Here is an 18,795-nt window from a genome sequence, read left to right on the forward strand (position 1 = left end):
CCGTCTCATTCCGGCTCCGACATCCGCGCGCGGCGCGCGAGGGTGGCGGCGACGCCGGCTGCGGCCGCGCGCACCGACGTGGCGTGCCGCTCGGGATGGAAGCGGGCCACGGGACCGGTGACGCTGAGGGCCGCGATCGGCCGGTCGTCCGGGTCGAGTACCGGCGCAGCGACGCAGGTGATGCCCATCGCGGATTCCTCGCGTTCGTACGCGACCCCCTCGTCGACGATGCGTTCGAGCTGTGCGCGCAGCAGTCCGGGCCCGGACAGCGTCTTCGGGGTGCGCCGTTCGAGTGGCTCGGCGAGCACCCTCTCGAGGATCTCCGGATCGGAGTAGGCGAGGAGGGCCTTTCCGATGGCCGTGCAGTGCAGCGGCATTCGGCCGCCGAGACGGGACGGGGAGCGGGCCTGCCGGTGTCCCCCGATCTTGGAGATGTAGACCACTTCGGTGCCCTCGAGGATGCCGAGGTGCACCGTCTCGTGCGTCCGCTCGTACAGGTCCTCCATGAACGGGGTTGCGACCTCGATCAGGCTGCGTTCGGTGGACGCCCGCATTCCGAGTTCGAACAGTTGCCCGCTCAGCCGGTAGCCGGCCTGGGTGCGGTCGAGAAGGCGCACCTTGACGAGGTCGGAGACCAGCCGGTGCAGGGTGCCCTTGGGGATGCCGGTGCGCCGGCCGAGTTCCGCGAGGCTGAGCCCGTGGTCGTCGACGGTGAACGCATACAGCACGGTGACGACCTTGCCGAGCACGGTGTTCGGGTCGATCTGCACGTCGCTGGGAGTGTGCACCGCATTCCCCCTTTCGTCCGGTGACCTGGCGATTCGGGTCACCAGCCACTGTACGTTCCACTGAGTCGAACACTTTCCTGGCCGGATGCCGGCTCGCCCGGCGACAGTGGGCAGACCAATTCCCTTCGACCTTCCGGGACCGCCATGACCCCCTCCCCAGGAACCGACCACATGCCGGCTCCGCCCTCCGGCGGCGCCGCGACGGACGATCCGGCTGTACACGCGGCCTTCGTCCGGATCGACCACGCGGTGCGCACCCACTCACCGTGCCCGCCGGTGCGTGACCTCATCGGCAGCTCCGATATCGAGCGCGCCTACGCGGTCCAGACGAAACTGAACGCGGCACGCACGGCCGCCGGCGCTCGTGTGGTCGGTCGCAAGATCGGGCTCACGTCACCGGCGGTCCAGCGGCAACTCGGCGTGGACCGGCCCGACTTCGGTGTCCTGTTCGACGACATGCAGTACACCGAGGACGAACCCGTGCCCTTCCACCGCCTGCTGCAACCGAAGGTCGAGGCGGAGATCGCCTTCGTGCTCGGGCAGGACCTCGCCGACGGCCCGCTCGACGACCGGCGCATCCGCGACAGCGTCGACTACGCCGTCGCCGCCCTCGAGATCGTCGACAGCCGGATCGCAGGGTGGGACATCACCTTCGGGGACACGGTCGCCGACAATGCCTCGTCCGGGCTGTTCGTCCTCGGCACCCGGCGCCGCGGGCTCGACGAGTTCGAACCGGTCGACACCGAGATGGCGATGCGCGTCGACGGCGCGGCGGTGTCCACCGGGAACGGCGCGGCCTGCCTGGGCGACCCGCTGCGGGCCCTGGCGTGGCTCGCCGACACCGCCCGCCGGTTCGGTGAACCGCTCCGCGCCGGGCAGATCGTCCTGTCCGGGGCCCTCGGGCCGATGGCGCCCGTCCACCCCGGCTCCACCGTCACCGCGGACATCACCGGACTCGGTTCCGTAACCGCGACCTTCACCGAGGAGGACCACACATGAGCACCCGCAGAACACAGGTGGCCGTCATCGGCTCCGGCAACATCGGCACCGACCTGATGATCAAGGTGATCCGGAACTCGACCAATCTCGAGATGGGCGCCATGGTCGGCATCGACCCCGACTCGGACGGCCTGGCCCGCGCCCGCCGGCTGGGTGTCCCCACCACCGCCGACGGCGTGGCGGGCCTGATCGGCCTGCCGAACTTCGACGAGATCGGCTTCGTGTTCGACGCGACGTCGGCACAGGCGCACCGGGCCAACGCCCGGGCGCTCGAACCCTACGGCAAGCGGCTGATCGACCTCACGCCCGCAGCGGTCGGCCCGTTCGTCGTTCCGGCCGTCAACCTCGACGCACACCGGCACGCCCCGAACGTCAACATGGTCACCTGCGGTGGGCAGGCAACCATCCCCGTCGTGGCGGCGGTCTCCCGCGTCACGCCCGTCGCCTACGCCGAGATCGTCGCGTCCATCGCGTCGAAGTCCGCCGGACCCGGCACCCGCGCGAACATCGACGAGTTCACCGAGACGACGGCGCACGCGATCGAGTCGGTCGGCGGCGCGGCCCGGGGTAAGGCGGTGATCGTCCTGAACCCTGCCGAGCCGCCGCTGATCATGCGGGACACCGTGTTCTGCCTGATCTCCGAGCCGAGCGCAGTCGTGCACGACGCCGTCCGGGAGTCGATCGAGCGGATGGTCGCCGACGTCGCCGCCTACGTGCCGGGCTACCGGCTCAAGCAGCAGGTGCAGATCACCCCGGTCCCGGAGGGGCAACCGGTGCATACCCTGCTCGCCGACGGCGCCCCGGCCACACCCACCCACCAGGTGTCGGTATTCCTCGAGGTCGAGGGTGCCGCCCACTACCTGCCCGCGTACGCGGGCAACCTCGACATCATGACCTCGGCTGCCCTGCGGTTCGCGGAGGCCGCCGCCGAGACGGACACCGCGCGCGCGGCAGAACTGGAGACCACCCGATGACGACCGAACTGTTCATCCAGGACGTCACGCTCCGGGACGGGATGCACGCCGTTCGGCACCGCATCACCCCGGACGACGTGGGCCGTATCGTGGCCGCGCTGGACGCGGCCGGTGTCGACGCCATCGAGGTCGCCCACGGCGACGGCCTGGCCGGGGGCAGCCTCAACTACGGACCGGGCAGCCACACCGACTGGGAGTGGATCGAGGCCGCGGCCGCGAACGTGTCCCGGGCGCGCCTCACCACGCTGCTTCTGCCCGGGATCGGCACGATCCGCGAACTCGAGCACGCCTACCGGCTCGGGGTCCGCTCGGTGCGCGTGGCCACGCACTGCACCGAGGCGGACGTCTCGGCCCAGCACATCGCGACGGCCCGCGAGCTGGGCATGGACGTCTCCGGATTCCTCATGATGAGCCACATGGCACCGCCCGCCGAACTGGCGCGACAAGCGAAGTTGATGGAGTCCTACGGCGCGCACTGCGTCTACGTGACCGACTCCGGCGGTCGTCTGACCATGGACGGGGTACGCGAACGGGTTCGGGCCTACCGGAGCGTGCTCGACCCGGGCACCGAGATCGGTATCCACGCCCACGAGAATCTGTCGTTGTCGGTGGCGAACTCCGTGGTCGCCGTCGAGGAAGGTGTCACTCGCGTCGATGCCTCCCTGGCCGGACACGGCGCCGGGGCCGGCAACTGCCCGCTCGAGGCGTTCGTCGCCGTCGCCGACCTGCAGGGCTGGACCCACGGCAGCGACCTGTTCGCGCTGCAGGACGCGGCCGACGACCTGGTCCGGCCGCTTCAGGATCGGCCGGTCCGGGTGGACCGCGAGACCCTCACCCTCGGCTACGCCGGCGTGTACTCCTCGTTCCTCCGCCACGCGGAGGCTGCGTCGGAGCGTTACGGCATCGACGTGCGCACCCTCCTGCTCGAGGTCGGGCGGCGCGCGCTCGTCGGCGGGCAGGAGGACATGATCGTCGACATCGCCCTCGACCTGCTGGGGGAACGTGCCGGCAGCCCGGCGTGACCCGGGATCCGCATACACGCCGGGGCGGGTCTGTCGCGAACGACAGACCCGCCCCGGTCGCTGCGCCGTCAGACGGCGTCGGTCCTCTTGGGTGTTCCCCAGCTGCTGACGTCCACCACCGTTCCCGTCACGGTCGCGGAGTCGTCACGGCACGCGAGATAGAGGTAGGCGCCCACGTAATCGTCGGGTTCCACCTCGATCTGCAGAGCTCCGTTGTCGCGCACCATCTGCCGGATCGGAATGGCCTCGGCCACCGAGCGGTCGGCGAGCCCCATCGCGCCGGGCCCGCGTAGGTCGGTGGCCATGCCGCCGGGAGCGACCGCATTGACCCGAACCTCCGGGGCAAGTTCGTACGCCAGCTGGCGCACGAGTCCCACGCCGGCATGCTTGGACGAGACGTACAGCGGGCCACCGCCGCCCGGGAAGAAGGCCGCGTTGGACAGGGTGAAGATCATGCTGCCGCGGGAGGACTTCAGGTGCGGCGCTGCGGCCTTCGCACCGAGCAGATAGCCCTTCACGTTGACGGCGAACAATTCGTCGAACCCGGTACCCAGTTCTTCCGGCGACGCGTCGAGCAGCGAACGACCGAAGTCCCAGACTCCGGCGTTGCCGACGAAGGTGTCGAGAGCACCGAACTCGCGCACGGCGAGATCGGCTGCTTGCTTGTTGTCGGCGAACGAGGTGACGTCGCCCGTCAGGGTGCGCACGCTGGTCCCGAACGCCTCGCGCAGTGCGGTCAGCTTCGGCTCCGACCTGTCGAGCACGGTCACGCGACCGCCGTTCTCGACGAACCGTCTCACCAGGGCGTGGCCGAGCCCGGATCCGCCGCCGGTCACGAGAATCGACTTTCCGTCAAGCCGTCCCACTACGGGCTCCTTCCTTCAGTTCGTACGAGTCGGGAAGTCCGACGTGGATGTCGCCGCCCTCGATACGGACCGGGTGCGTGCCGACCGCGGTCGTCGCGGGCGGATTCAGGGGCCGGCCGGTTCGGAGGCAGAACTTCGCCATGTGGAGCGGGCATTCCACGACGCAGTTCTCGATCCATCCGTCGGCGAGGGAGTACGTCTCGTGCGTACACGTGTCGTCGACGCAGAAGTACTCCCCGTTCGACCTGAACACCGACACCGGCGGACGCGAGTCGAGCCGCACCGCGTCGTCGTCGTCGAGGTCGCCGACCGCGCAGACACGAACCCACCGCGTGTTCTCACTGGATGATTCAGCCGTCATCGTCGGATACCTCACAGGAAGATGCTGATGCTGGGGGCGAGGATCGTGGTCTGCTCGAGGACGATCCGGCGCTCGCGGATCTTGAAGGGCAGGGTGCCGGTGTGGTGGCGCAGCACATCGAAGCGCTCACCGACGAACCAGTCCTGGTGCCGCTCGAGCCGGCTGCGGTAGACCCAGAAGTTGCACACCACGTCGAGATCGCCGTCCTCGCGGTGCGCGACACGGACATTGGTCAGCAACCGCCGGGTGCGCGACGGGGGCTCCTCCGACCACGACAGGCCCGAGGTCAGCCGTCGGACCCTGCCCCGCAGGAAGGGGAAGTCGTCGTCGATGAACGCGCCCTCGTCCGGGCCGGAGATCTCGGCGTCGCGTTCCCGGAACGTGCGGGTCATGCGGGTGGGCGCCCAGTAGTGCACGTCCTCCCCGAAGAACTCGAGCCATTCGTGGTAGCGGTGGTTGTCGAGGTGTTCCGCCTCGGCATACAGGAACTGTTCGACCGCGTGCTGCAGATGCACGTCGGCGCGCTGGACGGCCGCGGGCAGCCCGTCGGCGCTGCGGGTGTCGGTGGTCATCGGTTCTCTCCTGCGTGTTCGGAGCGCTTGGCCTCGTCGGCTCGGCGGAGGATTTCGTCCCACGGCAGGCCGTCGACGAGATCCAGCCACCGCTGGTAGAACCCGCGGGCGGCGGTTTCGCTGTAGACATCGTTGGACAGGCCGGGAAGACCGTGACTGTCGCGTTCCTCGAATCCCATCCCCATCTGGACGTTGAACTCGGTGCTGCGCGACTTCCAGCCTCGCAGCACTTGCTGCACCTCGGTCCAGTTCTCGCCGTCATCGGTCTCGAAGACCCCGGCCGGGCTGAAGGAGCGCTGGGTGCCCCGCCGCATTCCCGCCTTGGCCTCCGGCGAGGCATCCTTCGGTACGAACGTCCATGCCCACACTTCGATCTGTCCGGGACCGCGCGGATGCCACACGCGCATCGTGTTCACGGGTCCGAGCCAGGAGAAGTTCGGGAAGATCAGATTGTGCCCTGAGACCTTGACGGCGCGGTCGGCGCCGATCCGCCGGAGGACTTCGTCGCGATGTGCGGTCTGCCAGGCGCTGTACTCGGGGCCTGCGTGCAGGTCGGGACCGAATTCGGGGAGCCAGAAGCTCCCGGATCCGTGGCCGTCGCCGGCGAACTGCCGGCCCGGTGCGTCGGGCGGTGGGTTGAGCAGACCGTGGAAGGCCGGATCCTCGTGCAGGGCCAGCATCGCCGACGAATGCGAGATCGCGGCGTGGTACATGTCGCTGGCGAACTGCTCCGCCGGCAGCTTCCAGTTGCAGTCGATGACCCACTTCGCGGCGCCCTTGACGAACTCGATGCCGTTGTCCCATCGATCGATGGTCGCGTCGAAGTAGTACGCCATCTCGCCCAGATACTCGACGAAGTCCGGGACCTCGTCCGACCAGGTGCCGAAGTGGAACCCCCGGTAGCTCGCGATGCGGGGGACCTTCGTGGCGCCCCAGGAGGATTTGTCGATCCGGTCACGGTATCCGCGTTGCTGCTGCGGCACGTTGATGAGGTTGCCCTCGAGGTCGTACGACCAGCCGTGGTAGGTGCACGTGAACGCGCGACTCGTGCCCTCGTCCGATCGGCAGATCCGCATTCCCCGATGCCGGCACTGATTGAGGAACGCCTTCACCGAGCCGTCTCGCTGGCGCACGACCAGAACCGGATCCTCACCCATGTACGTCTGGACGAACGACCCGGGCTTCGGCAACTGACTGTCGTGCGCGAGGAAGAGCCAGGTCCGGCCGAACACCCGCTCGAGCTCCAGTTCGTAGATGCCCGGGTCGGTGTAGATGGTGGGGTTGAGTAGGCCGTGAGCGGGGTCGACCAGCGCATGGATGTCACTCATCGTCGGCCCCCACTGCCACGGCGCTGGGGACGTCGGCAAGGACCTGATGGCCCCACGTGCTGGCCGACCGGTAGTGGCCGACAGTCCACGAGTCGTCGTCCACGAGTCTGCCGTTCCATCCGTACTCGATCGCGAACCCGGACGGTGTGGACAGATAGAACGAGGTCATCTCGTCGTTGGTGTGTTCCCCGAGGGCGCGGACGACCTGTCCTGGCGTCTCCATCGCCAGATCGAGTGCACGGCCGACGGAGTCGAGGCGGCTGAGCTCGAGCATCACATGGCCGATCCCCGGTTCGAAGCCCGGGATGGCGGCGAGCGCCACCGTGTGGTGACGCGGATTGCAGTGCAAGAAGACTGCATTGGTCGGGCCGAAGGCGATGGTGTCGCTGGGGCGGAAGCCCAGCATCGACTGGTAGAACTCGGCGGATCGCTGCGCGTCGGATGCGAAGAGGAACACATGCCCGAGGCCGAGATCGCCGGTGACGAAGTCGATTCCCCGCGGCGACACGAACGGGGTGTGGTCGTGCGGATGACCGTACACGACCTCGATCGGGTTGCCGTCGGGGTCATCGAAGGCGATGAGCCGCTGCACATGCCGTGCACGCGCCAGATCGGCATCCTCCGAGACCGGGACCGAGTTCGCGACCAGGCGGCGGGCGAGCGCGTCGAGGTCCTCGCTGGTCCGCGTCTCGAACCCGAGGGCGAGCAGGGCGTCCGCCCCGGGGGGACCGTCCTCGACCGTCAGCCGGTACTCACGCTCGTCGAACCGGAAGCGGGCCTCGGTGGGGTCGTCGGACGGCACGAGTTGGGCTCCGACGATGCGGGTGCCGAACTCCCTCCACTCGTCGACGGGGCCGCGCACACGCAGGTATGCAAGAGCCTTCACAGTGCTCACGGGATTTCCTTTCGTTGACATCTCAGATCCGGCCGCGCAGGAACAGCGTGCTGAGCTGGACGAACCGATCGGCCTGTTCGATCTGCGCCCAATGACCGCAGTGCGGCATGACATGCAGGCGCGCGTTGGGGATTCGCCGGGCGAGCCATTCGCTGCTCTCGGCGGGGACCACCGAGTCCTCGCGGCCGTGGACCAGCAGGACGTCATTGCGGATCCGCCGCAGCGATGTCTCCGGGACACGTAGGCCCGGAAGCCCGGGACCGGATTGCGGAAGCCCGAAGGTGAGGAGATGGGATCGACGCACGTCCGGACGCAGCGCCGTCTCGAGCCGGTCCCGGGCGATCGAGTCGATCTCGTCGCCGAACAGGTCCGGATCGTGGAGCATGTACGAAATCAGCTGCTTCATGCTCTCGAGCGTGGGGTCGTTGTAGAACTCGATGAGCTTGAGCAATTCCCCGGTCGGGGCGGGGTTGCCGCCGCCACCGGCCCCCATTCCGATGACCTTCCCGATCCGGTCCGGGGCGACGGTCAGCATGTTCAGGGCGACGACCCCACCCAGCGAGTTCCCCACGAGGTGCACGCTGTCGAGGCCGAGGGCGTCGACCAGCGCCAGGTTGCTCAGTACGAGCTGCCGCACACGTCCGCTCGGGGGGAGCTCGGCCGGGTGACTCGAGTCGCCCCAGCCCACCTGGTCGATCACAAGACAGTCGTAGTCGTCCGCGAAGGCGGAAACGGTCGCGGCATAGTTCGACAACCCGGTGGCACCGGGCCCCGATCCGTGCAGGAACAGAATCGTCTCCCCGGTGCGCGGGCCGGCTCTGTTGAGCCGGATGCGGAAACCGCCGGCTTCGACGTCCGAAGTCTCCATTGTTGTCGTCATCGTCATCCTCTCTACGTCCGGGTGTGCCAGATTTCACCCCGGGCCGGGGCTAGCGGGACCACGCCACGGGGCACCTGAAACGCCCGGCCCGGGCGAATCCGGTTATGGAATAGATTCGGGTCGCGTCTGTTTCGGGATCACCCGGTCACATCGACGTCGCGCCGGGTGTCCGGGCTCCTCAGTTGGCGGACCAGCCTGCGCAGGTCGGTACCGGCGAACCGCAGAGTCTCGTCCGGAACTTCGATCCTGTTTTCCGCCAGGATTTTTGCCGATCGGACATCGCGCGGCTCGTCCAGGGCGGCTGCGGCGGCAACACGCCCGTCGCGCACCCAGAAGGCCACGAATCCGGGTTCGGTGGTCGAGTCACGGACAATCACGCGGTCGCCGGGCCGCCCGCGCCCGTACATCTGCAGCGTGTGCTGGTACTGGTGCGACCAGAAGTAGGGGATTTCGCGGTTGACGGTCGCGTTCCCCGCCATCGACGCTCCGACGGCCGCACCGTGCCGGCGGGCCACGTCCCAGTGCTCGATCCGACCCCGGTGACCGAGGTGCGGGTTGACGTGCGCGGCGATGTCTCCGGCCGCCCAGATCCAGGGGTCGCTGCTGCGGCCCAGGTCGTCGACGGTGATGCCGTCGGCGCAGGCTACTCCCGCCTGTCTCGCGAGACCGTCGTTGGGGACGACACCGCACCCGACGACGACGGTGGCCGCGTCGAGACGTTCGCCGGTCGACAGCCGCACCGACTCCACTGCGCGCGAGCCCGCGAACGCGTCGACCGTGCGGCGCGTCAGGATGCGCACCCCCCGTTCCGTGTGCAGCCGGCAGATGCGCCGGGCGATCTCCGGGCCGACGGCCGCCAGAAGGGGGAGCTCGCCGAGTTCGACGACGGTGACGTCGATTCCGCGGTCCACCGCGGCCGCAGCGACCTCGAGGCCGACGAACCCTCCACCCACAACGACGAGCGGCCCACCCGCCCTCAGCCGGGCGGACAAGGCCGCGGCGTCGGCCGCATCCCGCAGCGTGAGGATGTTTCCGAGGGCGGCCCCGGGAACGTCCAACCGCCGTGCCGCCACGCCGGTGGTGAGCAGCACCCGGTCCGCGACAAGCTCTTCCCCGTCGGATGTGTCGATGCGCCGGTCCGACGGTCGAAGCCGGCACACCCCGACACCGAGGCGCAACTCGATGTCCAGGCGCCGGTACTCCGTCTCGGCCACTATCTCCCGCAGCCTGCGGTCGGAGAGGTACTCCTTCGACAGTGGCGGGCGTTCGTAGGGTGTGTGAGGGTCGGCGTCGACGACGGTGATTCGACCGGCGAATCCGTTGTCTCTCATCGCCGACGCCGCGGCCAGGCCGGCGGCGCCGGCGCCGACGACGACGTGGTGCTTGTTACGGGTCAAGGTGCCATCTCCTTCACGGAGCGGTTGGGAGGTGCCCCACTCCGCAGGCATGTTGTACGGATCACAGTAGGTTCGCGTGGACACCGCCGTCCATCGACTGTTCCGTGCGCCGGAACTCCGACCGGGACGGTCCTGTGAAGTGTGATGCGGCCCAGCGTTTCTCTCATCTGCGGACCCGAATCGGCACGGCGAATCCGCCGGAGCACGGCCGTGGTCGAGCGTATGCTCACCGCCATGCCTGCCGAACGATCCGGGCGCGCTCAGTACACCGACATCCTGACTGCTCTTCGCGACATCGTCGCGGCCGACAGTGCCGACGACGTGGTGCGCGCGGCACTCACCTCGGCGCGCGCCACCGCGCGTGCCGACGCGGCGTTCTGGATGGACGCCCGCGAGGACGGCCTCCACATGGTGGCCGGGTCGGGTCTGAGTCAGCCCGAAGTCCATGCCCTGAGCCACATACCGCCCGACCGGGGGCTCGGAGGCGAAGTGCTGCGCAGCGGCGGACCGGCATCGACACCCGACTACAGCGCGGACCCCCGGGCGATCCCCCGGATGCGGCAGCTGCTGGAACGAGAGGGACTGGTCTCGGCGGCGGCGGTGCCCGTGAGCGGGGCCGCGCACGTCGACTCGGTGCTGTATGTGGTGTCACGCGCACGCCGCCCCGTCGAGTCGGAGGAGCTGCGCGCGCTGGCCGGTCTCGCGTCGATGGCCGGGGAGCTGCGCGAGCGGGCTGCGGAACGAGCACGCGCCGCGCAGGACATGCGGACGCTCGAGGACGACCGCGAGCGGTCCCGCGCCGAGCGGGAGCTGTATCTGGCCACGGCCGAATCGATGCTCTCCGGTGCCGGTCTCGACCACTGTCTCGAACTCGCAGGCGACGCGTGGGGCGCATCGGTGCACCTCGAGGGGCCGAACGGCCGCCCGCCGCGGCCGGGCAACCCGACCGTCGACCGAAGCCGCACGACGGGGTGCGTGCGGGAGTTCCGCGTCCCCGGAACGGACAACGCAACGCTGACCCTGCGCGGGGCCGCCGCCACCGGGGACGACTCGGTGCGCGTGCTGGCGGCTCTCGTCGGGATGGACCTCGCGCGGCACCGTGCCGCCCTCGAAACCGAGATCCGCCTCACCGATCACTTGGTGCGGAGCCTGCTGGACGGGTCGAAGGACGAGCTGCGCCGGCTGTGGCATCGGGCTCTGCTGGTCGGGCTCGATCTCGGCGTCCCTCGGGCGGTCGTCGCCGTGGGAGGTGACCGGCACGTGGATCGGGCACTGCTCGACACCCTGGGCCGGCGGGTGCGGTCTCGGGTTCCCGGCGCGCAGCTGACCACGTTCGAGGGCGACGCGTTCGTGCTGTGGCCCGTGCGCGGCGACGCGGAATCGACCGTCCTCGCAACGCACCTCGCTGCGATCGTCGAGGAGTGCCGCCCACACATGCTCGGCGCCGGCATCGGTCCGGTCTGTCGCCGGGCCGAGGACTATCCCGCGGCCGTGCGCGAGGCCCGCTTCGCGCTGCGCGTCGGTGTCCACGGACGACGCGAACGCGCCGTCGTCTCCGTCGAGTCTCTCGGAATGTACCGCCTCTTCGCGCACGTCGGCGGGGTCGACGCACTGGCGGCCGCGGCGGAGGAATCGTTGGCTCCGGTGCTGCGCGCCGACACCCGCGACGGCTCCGATCTGCTGCACACGCTGCAGACGTATCTGGAGAAGGACCGGCGAGCGGCCGAAACGGCCCGTGCACTGCACGTTCACGTCAACACGTTGCGCTACCGCATCGAACGCGTCTGCAAGCTGCTCCGCGTCGATCTCGACGACCCGGATGCTCGCTTCTTCCTGCTGCTGGCGCTGCGGTTGAGCACCGTCGTGGGACGCCGGGACGGCCGCTGACGCGGGCCGCGCGACCGTGCTCCTACGGGCCGGCGCCGCGGCCGGCGCCCTGGGCGACGATGTCGGCGCGCAACATCCGGTAGAGGGCGCCGATCTTGCGTTCGAGGTACGCCGCGTCCCCCCCGGATTCGATGACGGCGCCGCGCACGAAGGTCACGCTGGTCAGAGCGAGTTCGACCGCGAGCGCGCGCGGGTCCACCACACCGGCCTCCCGCGCGAACGGCTCGATGACGTCCACCAGCTGGTCGCGGGCATAGCCGGTGGCCTTCGCCACCACAGCGGCGAGTTCCGGGTCGGCCGCCCCGTGCCAGACGATGTCCGCCTCGAGCTGGAAGTACGAGATGTGTTCGGCGATGGTTGCGGCCGCAGCCGACCAATACGCGCGCATCGCCTCCTCGGTGGATCCGGAAATATTCACCGCCCGAGGAAGATTGGCGAAGAACCTCCGGCTTCCCCGCTCGATCACCGCGGCGAGCAGGCCGGACTTGCTCTTGAAGTGGTGATAGATCGATCCGACGGGAAGCCCCGATGCACGCCGGATGTCCGCGATGGAGGTCCGGTGGTAGCCCTGAGCCGCCATCAACTCCTCCGCGACGTTCATCAGGTGATCGCGACTGTTCTGTGAAATTGCCTCCGCGCCGGCCATGGATCCGGTCCCCACCTCCTCGACTCGTCTAGACAGATACGTAACGCGCCCCGAGCGACCGGCCGATCGCGGCCGACGCCTCCCGCAACGGCGAGACGAGTTGCTCTCCGGTGCCGTACCCGCTCGGAAACGCCACGGAGATCGCCGCGACCGCGTCGTCGCCCACCAGGACGGGAACCCCTACGCACGCCAGGCCTTTCGCAGATTCCTCGCGATCGAGCGCGTACCCGGAGATGCGGACGCGCTCGAGACACGTGTGCAGGTCGTCCGGACGCACGATCGTGCTGGGTGTGCGCGGGACGAGGACGCGAGATCGCGACGGCGCGGGGCCGAGGGGTGTGTGTGCGAGCAGAGCCTTGCCGACCGCCGTGGCATGAGCCGGCAGCCTGCCACCCACCGAGGCCGGGGTCGACGTTGCACTACCGGTCATCTTCGCCAGATAGACCACGTCGTTTCCGCGCAGGACTGCAAGGTTCACGGTCTGCCTGGTGGCCCGGTGGATTCGTTCGAGGAACGGCAGCGCAGCGTCACGGAGTTCGAGCTCGGCGGAGCAGAGTCCCACCGAGAACAACCGCAGTCCCACCTGATACCGGTCGTCGATACGCTCGACGGCGCCCACCTCCTGCAGCATCGCGAGGAGACGGTGCGTCGTGGACTTGGGCAACCCGCTTCCGCGCGCGAGTTCGCTCAGTGTCATGGACCGTCGGGACTGAGTGAATACACCCAGGATCTCGAATGCCCGCCCGAGCAACGATGCGGTAGCCGCACGATCGTCCGGCGCCGAAACACTGCGGCATTCCAGTCCGGGACGAGGATCTCCTGCCATAACGCCTCCAAGCTGGCTAGAACGATCGTTCCAATGAGGCTATCCACCGACCGGCACCCTGTCAACGAATCACGCCCGCCGCACCGCCTGCGCCCCTCGGGGCCGCGTCCACGTGCCCACCGCCTCGAGTCGATGCCCACAACACCCGGCCCGATCGCTGGACGAGTCATCCATTGAGCACCGATCCGGGTCCGACCACAGTCGAAGCCATGACATCCGAATCCCCCTCTCCCCCGGACCCGACCTCGGCGCCACGAATTCAGGTCCTGGTCGTCGGCGCCGGCCCCGTCGGACTCGTGGCGGCCCTCGCCGCGCACTCACACGGCCTCCGGACGACAATCCTCGAGGCTGAGGACAGCAACCGGCTCCGACCCGGAAGCCGCGCGACCTACCTCTACCGCGAAACGCTGGACCAGCTCGACGCCTTCTCCCCCGGCCTGGGCGCGCGGCTCGCCCGCGAGGGCGTGACCTGGCCGCGTATCCGTTCGACGTACCACGGCCGCACCGTGTACGAACGGACCTTTCCGCGCGCGCCCCACGGCGCGTTCGGCGCCAGCATCTCGCAGCGGCTGCAGGAGCGGGCGATGCTCGAACACGTCGAGAAGGCCGGGATTCCGATCCGGTGGAGCAGTCGGGTCGGCAGCGTGTCGTCCACCGAGAACGGGGTCACCGTCCACCTCGTCGACGGCAGCACGATCGACGCAGACTACGTCGTAGCCGCCGACGGTGCGCACTCCGCGGTACGCACGTCGCTGGGAATCGGCATGGAGGGTCCGCGGTCCGACGCGTCCTTCGTCATCGTGGACGTCGACGAGGTCGCCGACGACCCGCTGCCGCTCGTGCGGGAGTTCCACTACCGGCACCCGGCGGTCGAAGGACGCAACGTCCTCGTCCTGCCCTTCCAGGGCGGGTGGCGCCTCGACCTCCAGGCACGCCGAGACGACGACGTCGAGGCCCTCCAGTCGGCCGACGGCACCGCCGCCTGGGTCGCGGCCATCCTCGGCGAACGCTACCGCGATCGCATCGCGTGGGTCTCGCGCTATCGATTCCACCGCGCGGTCGCCGCGCGATTCACGGACCCGCACAACCGGGTGTTCCTCGCGGGTGAAGCGGCGCACCTGTTCGCACCGTTCGGCGGCGGACGCGGATTGAACTCCGGAGTGCGCGACGCGCAAGCCGCGATCGAGGCGTTCGCCGCCGCCGATCGCGACGGCGGGGACGCCGCCGCCCGGGAACAGGTCGGCGCGACGGGCGAGACACGCCGCCGTGCAGGGCATTTCAACGCCGATGCCGCCGGAGGCGCGCTCGCCCAGATGGAGGCGAACACCGTGTTCGACCGTGCCGCGCAATGGGGTGCGGCGTTCGCCGCGCGCTGGTGGACCCGGCCGGGAATGTGGCTGGACAGCCGGGTGACATCCGGTTCCGCCGAGCGCTTCTCGCCGTCCACCCGATTCTGACCATCACCGCACGCCGAGGACCATCATGATCGATCAACCTCATCCCAGCCCCGGCACCTCGAACACCAGCCTCTGGGACGTGTTCGCCCGCCGCGCCGCCGCCCACCCCGATCGCGAGGCCGTCGTGCACGGTTCGTTCCGCTGCACCTACGGCGAACTGCGCGAACAGGCCGAACGCACCGCCGCCGGTCTCGAAGCGCTGGGGGTGTGCCCCGGCGACCGGGTCGGCATGCTCTCGTACCCGCGCCCCGAAGTCGTCGCCGTCTATCTCGCGTGCGCCCGATTGGGCGCCCTCTTCCTCGGGATCGGAACGCGGGTGAACGAGAAGGAACTGGACTACATCCTCACGGACGCCACGCCCTCCGTCCTTGTCACCGTGGAACGATTCGAGGGCACGCAGTTCGGTGCCCTCGTCGATCGGGCCGCGGAACGCCACGACATTCGTGCCGTCGTTCATCTCGGTGACGAGCCGGGCGGGCCAGTGCCCTTCGAGGCGGTTCCCGCACGATCCGTCGCGCGGCCCGTCGATCCCGACGCCCCGCTGTCGATCGTCTACACGTCCGGGACGACGGGGGACCCGAAGGGCGCCGTCGTGACCCATCGCGGCATCCTCACCTTCTCCGCGCTCCTGCGCCACACTCCCGTCGAGGCGCCACGCATCCTGTCGCTCATGCCGATCGACCACATCGGTGGTCAGGGCAACGAAGTCGTGTCCGCCATTCTGTCCGGCGGCACCCTCGTCCAGCTGCCGCGCTTCGAGGCCGGCGCCGCACTCGACGCGATCGAGCAGGAGAAGGTCACCCTCTGGCAGGGTGTCATCCAAACCATGCTCAACAGGCTCATGGCACACGATCGGTTCGAGACCGCGGACCTCGGCTCGCTCGAGCGGTTGTGGTGGGTCGGACCGTTGCCGGTGAGCCTGGCGGAACGGCTCGCCGCCCGGATCCCCGTCGTCGGCACCTCCTACGGCATGACGGAGATCGGGTGCATCACCATGACCGATCGGGACATCACCCCTGCGGAGGCGACCCGCACCGTCGGCAAACCGCTCGACGACATCGACATCCGGATCGAACCGATCCCGGGGCACCGCCCCGGCGAGCCCGGCGAGATCCTCGTACGACGCAACCCGTTGATGCACGGGTATTGGGGAAAGCCCGACAAGACCGCCGAAGCGATCACGCCGACGGGATGGCTCCGCACCGGCGATCTCGGGTACTTCGAGGACTCGGGAAACCTTGTCCTGGCCGGTCGTTCGAAACTGCTCATCCGCTCGGGCGGCTACAACATCTCACCGATGGAGATCGAGCAGGCCGTCGAAAACCACCCCGGCATCCAGCTCGCCGCCGTGGCCGCCGTGCCGGATCCCGACCTCGGCGAGGCCGCCCACATGCTTGCGGTCCCGGCCCGCGGGCACGCCCCGACCGAGGAAGAAGTGAAGAGGTTCCTTCGCGAGCGCCTCAGCTCGTACAAGATCCCCAAGAGCGTGCGGTTCTGCGACCAGCTCCCGTTCCTGGCCAACTCCAAGCTCGACCGCCGGGGCGTGCAACAGATGCTCGACCCGAGATCCGACAGCCCCGCACCCGTCCCGTCCCAGGAGGAACGATGACCGTCTTCGGCAGCACCGCCGATCTCACCCAGCACGTCGGCACACATCTGGGCTCCAGTCCGTGGGTGACGCTGGACCACCAGCACATCCGCGGATTCGGTGAGGCCACACACGACTTCAACTGGATCCACTTCGACACCGAGCGCGCCGCGGCGTCCCCGTTCGGATCGATCATCGCGCACGGCTACCACACGTTGGCGCTGATCGGCGGGCTCATCCAGCAGACCATCGATACGTCCTTCTGCTCCCTCGGACTCAACTACGGCCTCAACAGAGTTCGTTTTCCGGCCGCGGTTCCGGTCGACACGCGGGTACGGCTGGACCTGCACCTGGCCGACACCGTGCCGTTCGACGGCGGCGTCGACGCCGTCTACCGGTGCGTCATCGAGATCGAGGACGGCGACAAGCCCGCCTGCGTCGCCGAGGTGATCTTCCGCTACTACGACTGATACCCGCCGCCCGTCACCCCTGCCTTCGGAGAACCCATGCCTGTCTTTCACGACGGTCTCGCCGAGACCGCTCCTCCCCGTGGCCCGGTCGTCGAAACCGACGTCGCCATCGTCGGGTCCGGCCCCGCCGGCGCCTCCGCCGCACTGTTCCTGTCCACGCTCGGCATCGACAACATCATGATCACCAAGTACCGGTGGACCGCCAATACGCCACGCGCTCACATCACCAATCAGCGGACGATGGAGATCTTCCGCGACGTGGGCATCGAGCAGCAGGTCCTTGCGGAGGCGTCCCCCCACGCCATCATGGGTGACACCGTGTTCTGCACCGCCCTGGCGGGCGAGGAACTCGGGCGGATCCTGGCGTGGGGTACCCACCCCGCACGCGAGGCCGACTACGTGCTCGCCTCGCCGTCCCTCAACTGCGACATTCCGCAGACGCATCTCGAACCGATCCTCGTGAAGAACGCCACGGTCCGCGGTACGCAGACGCGGTTCTCGACCGAGTACCTCTCGCATTCCGAGGACGCCGGCGGGGTCACCGTCCGTGTTCTCGATCGGCTCGACGGCCGCGAATTCGACATCCGGGCCAAGTATCTGATCGGGGCGGACGGCGCCCGCTCCACGATCGCAGCCTCCCTCGACCTGCCGTTCGAGGGCCGGATGGACATTGCCGGTTCGATGAACATCACGTTCCGTGCCGACCTCACCGACCTCGTCGCGCACCGCCCCTCGGTGCTGTACTGGGTGGTGCAGCCCGGCTCGGATGTCGGCGGCATCGGCGCCGGACTCGTCCGCATGGTGCGCCCGTGGAACGAGTGGCTCGCGGTGTGGGGCTACGACATCGAGCTGCCGCCACCGGAGATGAACGACGATCACGCCCGGGAGATCGTCCGCACCATGATCGGTCGCGACGACATCGACGTGGAGATCACGGGCTACTCGCTGTGGGGCAACAACGAGATGTACGCCACGCACATGCAGTCGCACCGGGTCTTCATCGCCGGCGACGCGGCCCACCGTCACCCGCCGAGCAACGGCCTGGGCTCCAACACCTCCATCCAGGACTCCTACAACCTCGCCTGGAAGATTGCCGCCGTGCTGGAAGGACGCGCCGGTCCGGGACTCCTCGAGACCTACTCCGTCGAACGTGTCCCTGTCGCCGAGCAGATCGTCAGGCGGGCCAACAAGTCCAGTCGGGAGTTCGTGGGAATCTTCGAAGCCCTCGGCACAACTCGGGCGACGACGGTCGAACACATGCAGGCCGAACTCGCCGAACTCCGGGCCGACACACCCGAAGGTGCCACCAAGAGGCAGGCGCTCGCGGCGGCGATGGAGCTCAAGAACTACGAATTCAACGCTCTCGGCGTCGAGCTGGGGCAGAACTACGCCGGCTCCACCGCGGTGGCCGGGGACGGGAGCGTCCTGCCCGCCCCCGCGCGGGATCCGGAACTCTACTACGAGCCGCACACGTATCCCGGTGTGCGCCTGCCGCATTGCTGGGTAGGCAACTCGACGAGCAAGATGTCCACGCACGATCTGGCGAAGTACACGCAGTTCACTCTCTTCACCGGCAAGACCGGCCGGGCGTGGGCCGGCGCGGCGGCGAAGGTCTCGGAGGAACTCGGCGTCGAGGTGGTCCCGATCGTGCTCGGAGCCGGCGAGCAGGTACAGGACCTGTACTTCGACTGGAACAGGCTGCGGGAGGTGGCGGAGGACGGTGCGGTCCTGGTCCGGCCGGACACCCACATCGGATGGCGAGCACACCGTGTGGCGGACGACCCGGTGGCCGCACTGCGCGACGCCATGCTCCGAATCCTGCACCGGCAGGCGTGACCG

General features: G+C 68.9%; 18 protein-coding genes. 8 read left to right on the plus strand and 10 right to left on the minus strand.

Features of this window, described 5'->3' with window-relative positions:
* Positions 1–5: 5 nt before the first annotated feature.
* Positions 6–788, minus strand: a complete 783-nt coding sequence (locus OCS65_RS19555; RefSeq protein ID WP_231385879.1) for an IclR family transcriptional regulator — start codon at positions 786–788, stop codon at positions 6–8.
* Between the two features lie 171 nt (positions 789–959).
* Here OCS65_RS19555 and OCS65_RS19560 point away from each other — a divergent pair, with 171 nt between their 5' ends.
* Genes OCS65_RS19560 through dmpG form a run of 3 tightly spaced genes read left to right on the plus strand, consistent with a single transcriptional unit; the run spans position 960 to position 3,783 of the window.
* On the plus strand, positions 960–1,787 hold the full coding sequence (locus tag OCS65_RS19560; RefSeq protein ID WP_263507449.1) for a 2-keto-4-pentenoate hydratase: 828 nt from the start codon (positions 960–962) through the stop codon (positions 1,785–1,787).
* The gene (locus OCS65_RS19565) at positions 1,784–2,761 is read left to right on the plus strand and encodes an acetaldehyde dehydrogenase (acetylating) (RefSeq protein ID WP_263507450.1); all 978 of its coding nucleotides are present in this window, start codon (positions 1,784–1,786) and stop codon (positions 2,759–2,761) included. The genes OCS65_RS19560 and OCS65_RS19565 overlap by 4 nt, the downstream gene beginning before the upstream one ends.
* Entirely contained in the window at positions 2,758–3,783 is a 1,026-nt protein-coding gene (dmpG, locus tag OCS65_RS19570; RefSeq protein ID WP_050034942.1) for a 4-hydroxy-2-oxovalerate aldolase, read from the plus strand. The genes OCS65_RS19565 and dmpG overlap by 4 nt, the downstream gene beginning before the upstream one ends.
* A gap of 68 nt (positions 3,784–3,851) precedes the next feature.
* Here the strand turns inward: dmpG and hcaB are convergent, their stop codons facing one another.
* The 7 genes from hcaB to OCS65_RS19605 form a co-directional block, all read right to left on the minus strand.
* Positions 3,852–4,649 carry a 3-(cis-5,6-dihydroxycyclohexa-1,3-dien-1-yl)propanoate dehydrogenase gene (gene hcaB, locus OCS65_RS19575; RefSeq protein ID WP_263507451.1) on the minus strand — a complete coding sequence of 266 codons (798 nt, stop codon included), beginning with the start codon at positions 4,647–4,649 and terminating at the stop codon, positions 3,852–3,854.
* A complete protein-coding gene (locus OCS65_RS19580; protein WP_006933065.1) occupies positions 4,636–5,010 on the minus strand; it encodes a bifunctional 3-phenylpropionate/cinnamic acid dioxygenase ferredoxin subunit in 375 nt (124 codons plus the stop codon). The genes hcaB and OCS65_RS19580 overlap by 14 nt, the downstream gene beginning before the upstream one ends.
* Before the next feature lie 11 nt (positions 5,011–5,021).
* Entirely contained in the window at positions 5,022–5,582 is a 561-nt protein-coding gene (locus OCS65_RS19585; protein WP_006933066.1) for an aromatic-ring-hydroxylating dioxygenase subunit beta, read from the minus strand.
* A complete protein-coding gene (locus OCS65_RS19590) occupies positions 5,579–6,910 on the minus strand; it encodes an aromatic ring-hydroxylating oxygenase subunit alpha (RefSeq protein ID WP_263507452.1) in 1,332 nt (443 codons plus the stop codon). The genes OCS65_RS19585 and OCS65_RS19590 overlap by 4 nt, the downstream gene beginning before the upstream one ends.
* Positions 6,903–7,805 carry a VOC family protein gene (locus OCS65_RS19595; protein ID WP_263507453.1) on the minus strand — a complete coding sequence of 301 codons (903 nt, stop codon included), beginning with the start codon at positions 7,803–7,805 and terminating at the stop codon, positions 6,903–6,905. The genes OCS65_RS19590 and OCS65_RS19595 overlap by 8 nt, the downstream gene beginning before the upstream one ends.
* A gap of 22 nt (positions 7,806–7,827) precedes the next feature.
* On the minus strand, positions 7,828–8,685 hold the full coding sequence (locus OCS65_RS19600; protein ID WP_065923506.1) for an alpha/beta fold hydrolase: 858 nt from the start codon (positions 8,683–8,685) through the stop codon (positions 7,828–7,830).
* Positions 8,686–8,822: 137 nt separating this feature from the next.
* The gene (locus tag OCS65_RS19605; RefSeq protein ID WP_263507454.1) at positions 8,823–10,082 is read right to left on the minus strand and encodes an NAD(P)/FAD-dependent oxidoreductase; all 1,260 of its coding nucleotides are present in this window, start codon (positions 10,080–10,082) and stop codon (positions 8,823–8,825) included.
* A 234-nt stretch (positions 10,083–10,316) separates the two neighbouring features.
* On the opposite strand from OCS65_RS19605, the gene OCS65_RS19610 reads away from it, so the two are divergent.
* Positions 10,317–11,969, plus strand: a complete 1,653-nt coding sequence (locus OCS65_RS19610; RefSeq protein ID WP_263507455.1) for a helix-turn-helix domain-containing protein — start codon at positions 10,317–10,319, stop codon at positions 11,967–11,969.
* Positions 11,970–11,991: 22 nt separating this feature from the next.
* Here OCS65_RS19610 and OCS65_RS19615 read toward each other — a convergent pair whose 3' ends face one another.
* Both OCS65_RS19615 and OCS65_RS19620 read right to left on the minus strand, forming a co-directional pair.
* Positions 11,992–12,570 carry a TetR/AcrR family transcriptional regulator gene (locus OCS65_RS19615; RefSeq protein ID WP_263507456.1) on the minus strand — a complete coding sequence of 193 codons (579 nt, stop codon included), beginning with the start codon at positions 12,568–12,570 and terminating at the stop codon, positions 11,992–11,994.
* Between the two features lie 73 nt (positions 12,571–12,643).
* Positions 12,644–13,441 (minus strand): IclR family transcriptional regulator, encoded by a 798-nt coding sequence (locus tag OCS65_RS19620; protein ID WP_256997141.1) that lies wholly within the window; start codon positions 13,439–13,441, stop codon positions 12,644–12,646.
* 209 nt (positions 13,442–13,650) lie between these two features.
* Between OCS65_RS19620 and OCS65_RS19625 the strand changes: the two genes are divergently transcribed.
* Genes OCS65_RS19625 through OCS65_RS19640 form a run of 4 tightly spaced genes read left to right on the plus strand, consistent with a single transcriptional unit; the run spans position 13,651 to position 18,792 of the window.
* The gene (locus OCS65_RS19625) at positions 13,651–14,898 is read left to right on the plus strand and encodes an FAD-dependent monooxygenase (protein ID WP_263507457.1); all 1,248 of its coding nucleotides are present in this window, start codon (positions 13,651–13,653) and stop codon (positions 14,896–14,898) included.
* A 25-nt stretch (positions 14,899–14,923) separates the two neighbouring features.
* Positions 14,924–16,507, plus strand: coding sequence for a class I adenylate-forming enzyme family protein (locus tag OCS65_RS19630; RefSeq protein WP_263507458.1), 1,584 nt, complete (start codon positions 14,924–14,926; stop codon positions 16,505–16,507).
* Positions 16,504–16,956: a MaoC family dehydratase gene (locus tag OCS65_RS19635; RefSeq protein WP_263507459.1), complete on the plus strand. Its 453-nt coding sequence runs from the start codon at positions 16,504–16,506 to the stop codon at positions 16,954–16,956. The genes OCS65_RS19630 and OCS65_RS19635 overlap by 4 nt, the downstream gene beginning before the upstream one ends.
* Before the next feature lie 36 nt (positions 16,957–16,992).
* Positions 16,993–18,792 (plus strand): FAD-dependent oxidoreductase, encoded by a 1,800-nt coding sequence (locus tag OCS65_RS19640; protein ID WP_263507460.1) that lies wholly within the window; start codon positions 16,993–16,995, stop codon positions 18,790–18,792.
* Positions 18,793–18,795: the final 3 nt, after the last annotated feature.

This window comes from Rhodococcus aetherivorans (genome assembly GCF_025722975.1).
GTDB lineage: Bacteria > Actinomycetota > Actinomycetes > Mycobacteriales > Mycobacteriaceae > Rhodococcus > Rhodococcus aetherivorans.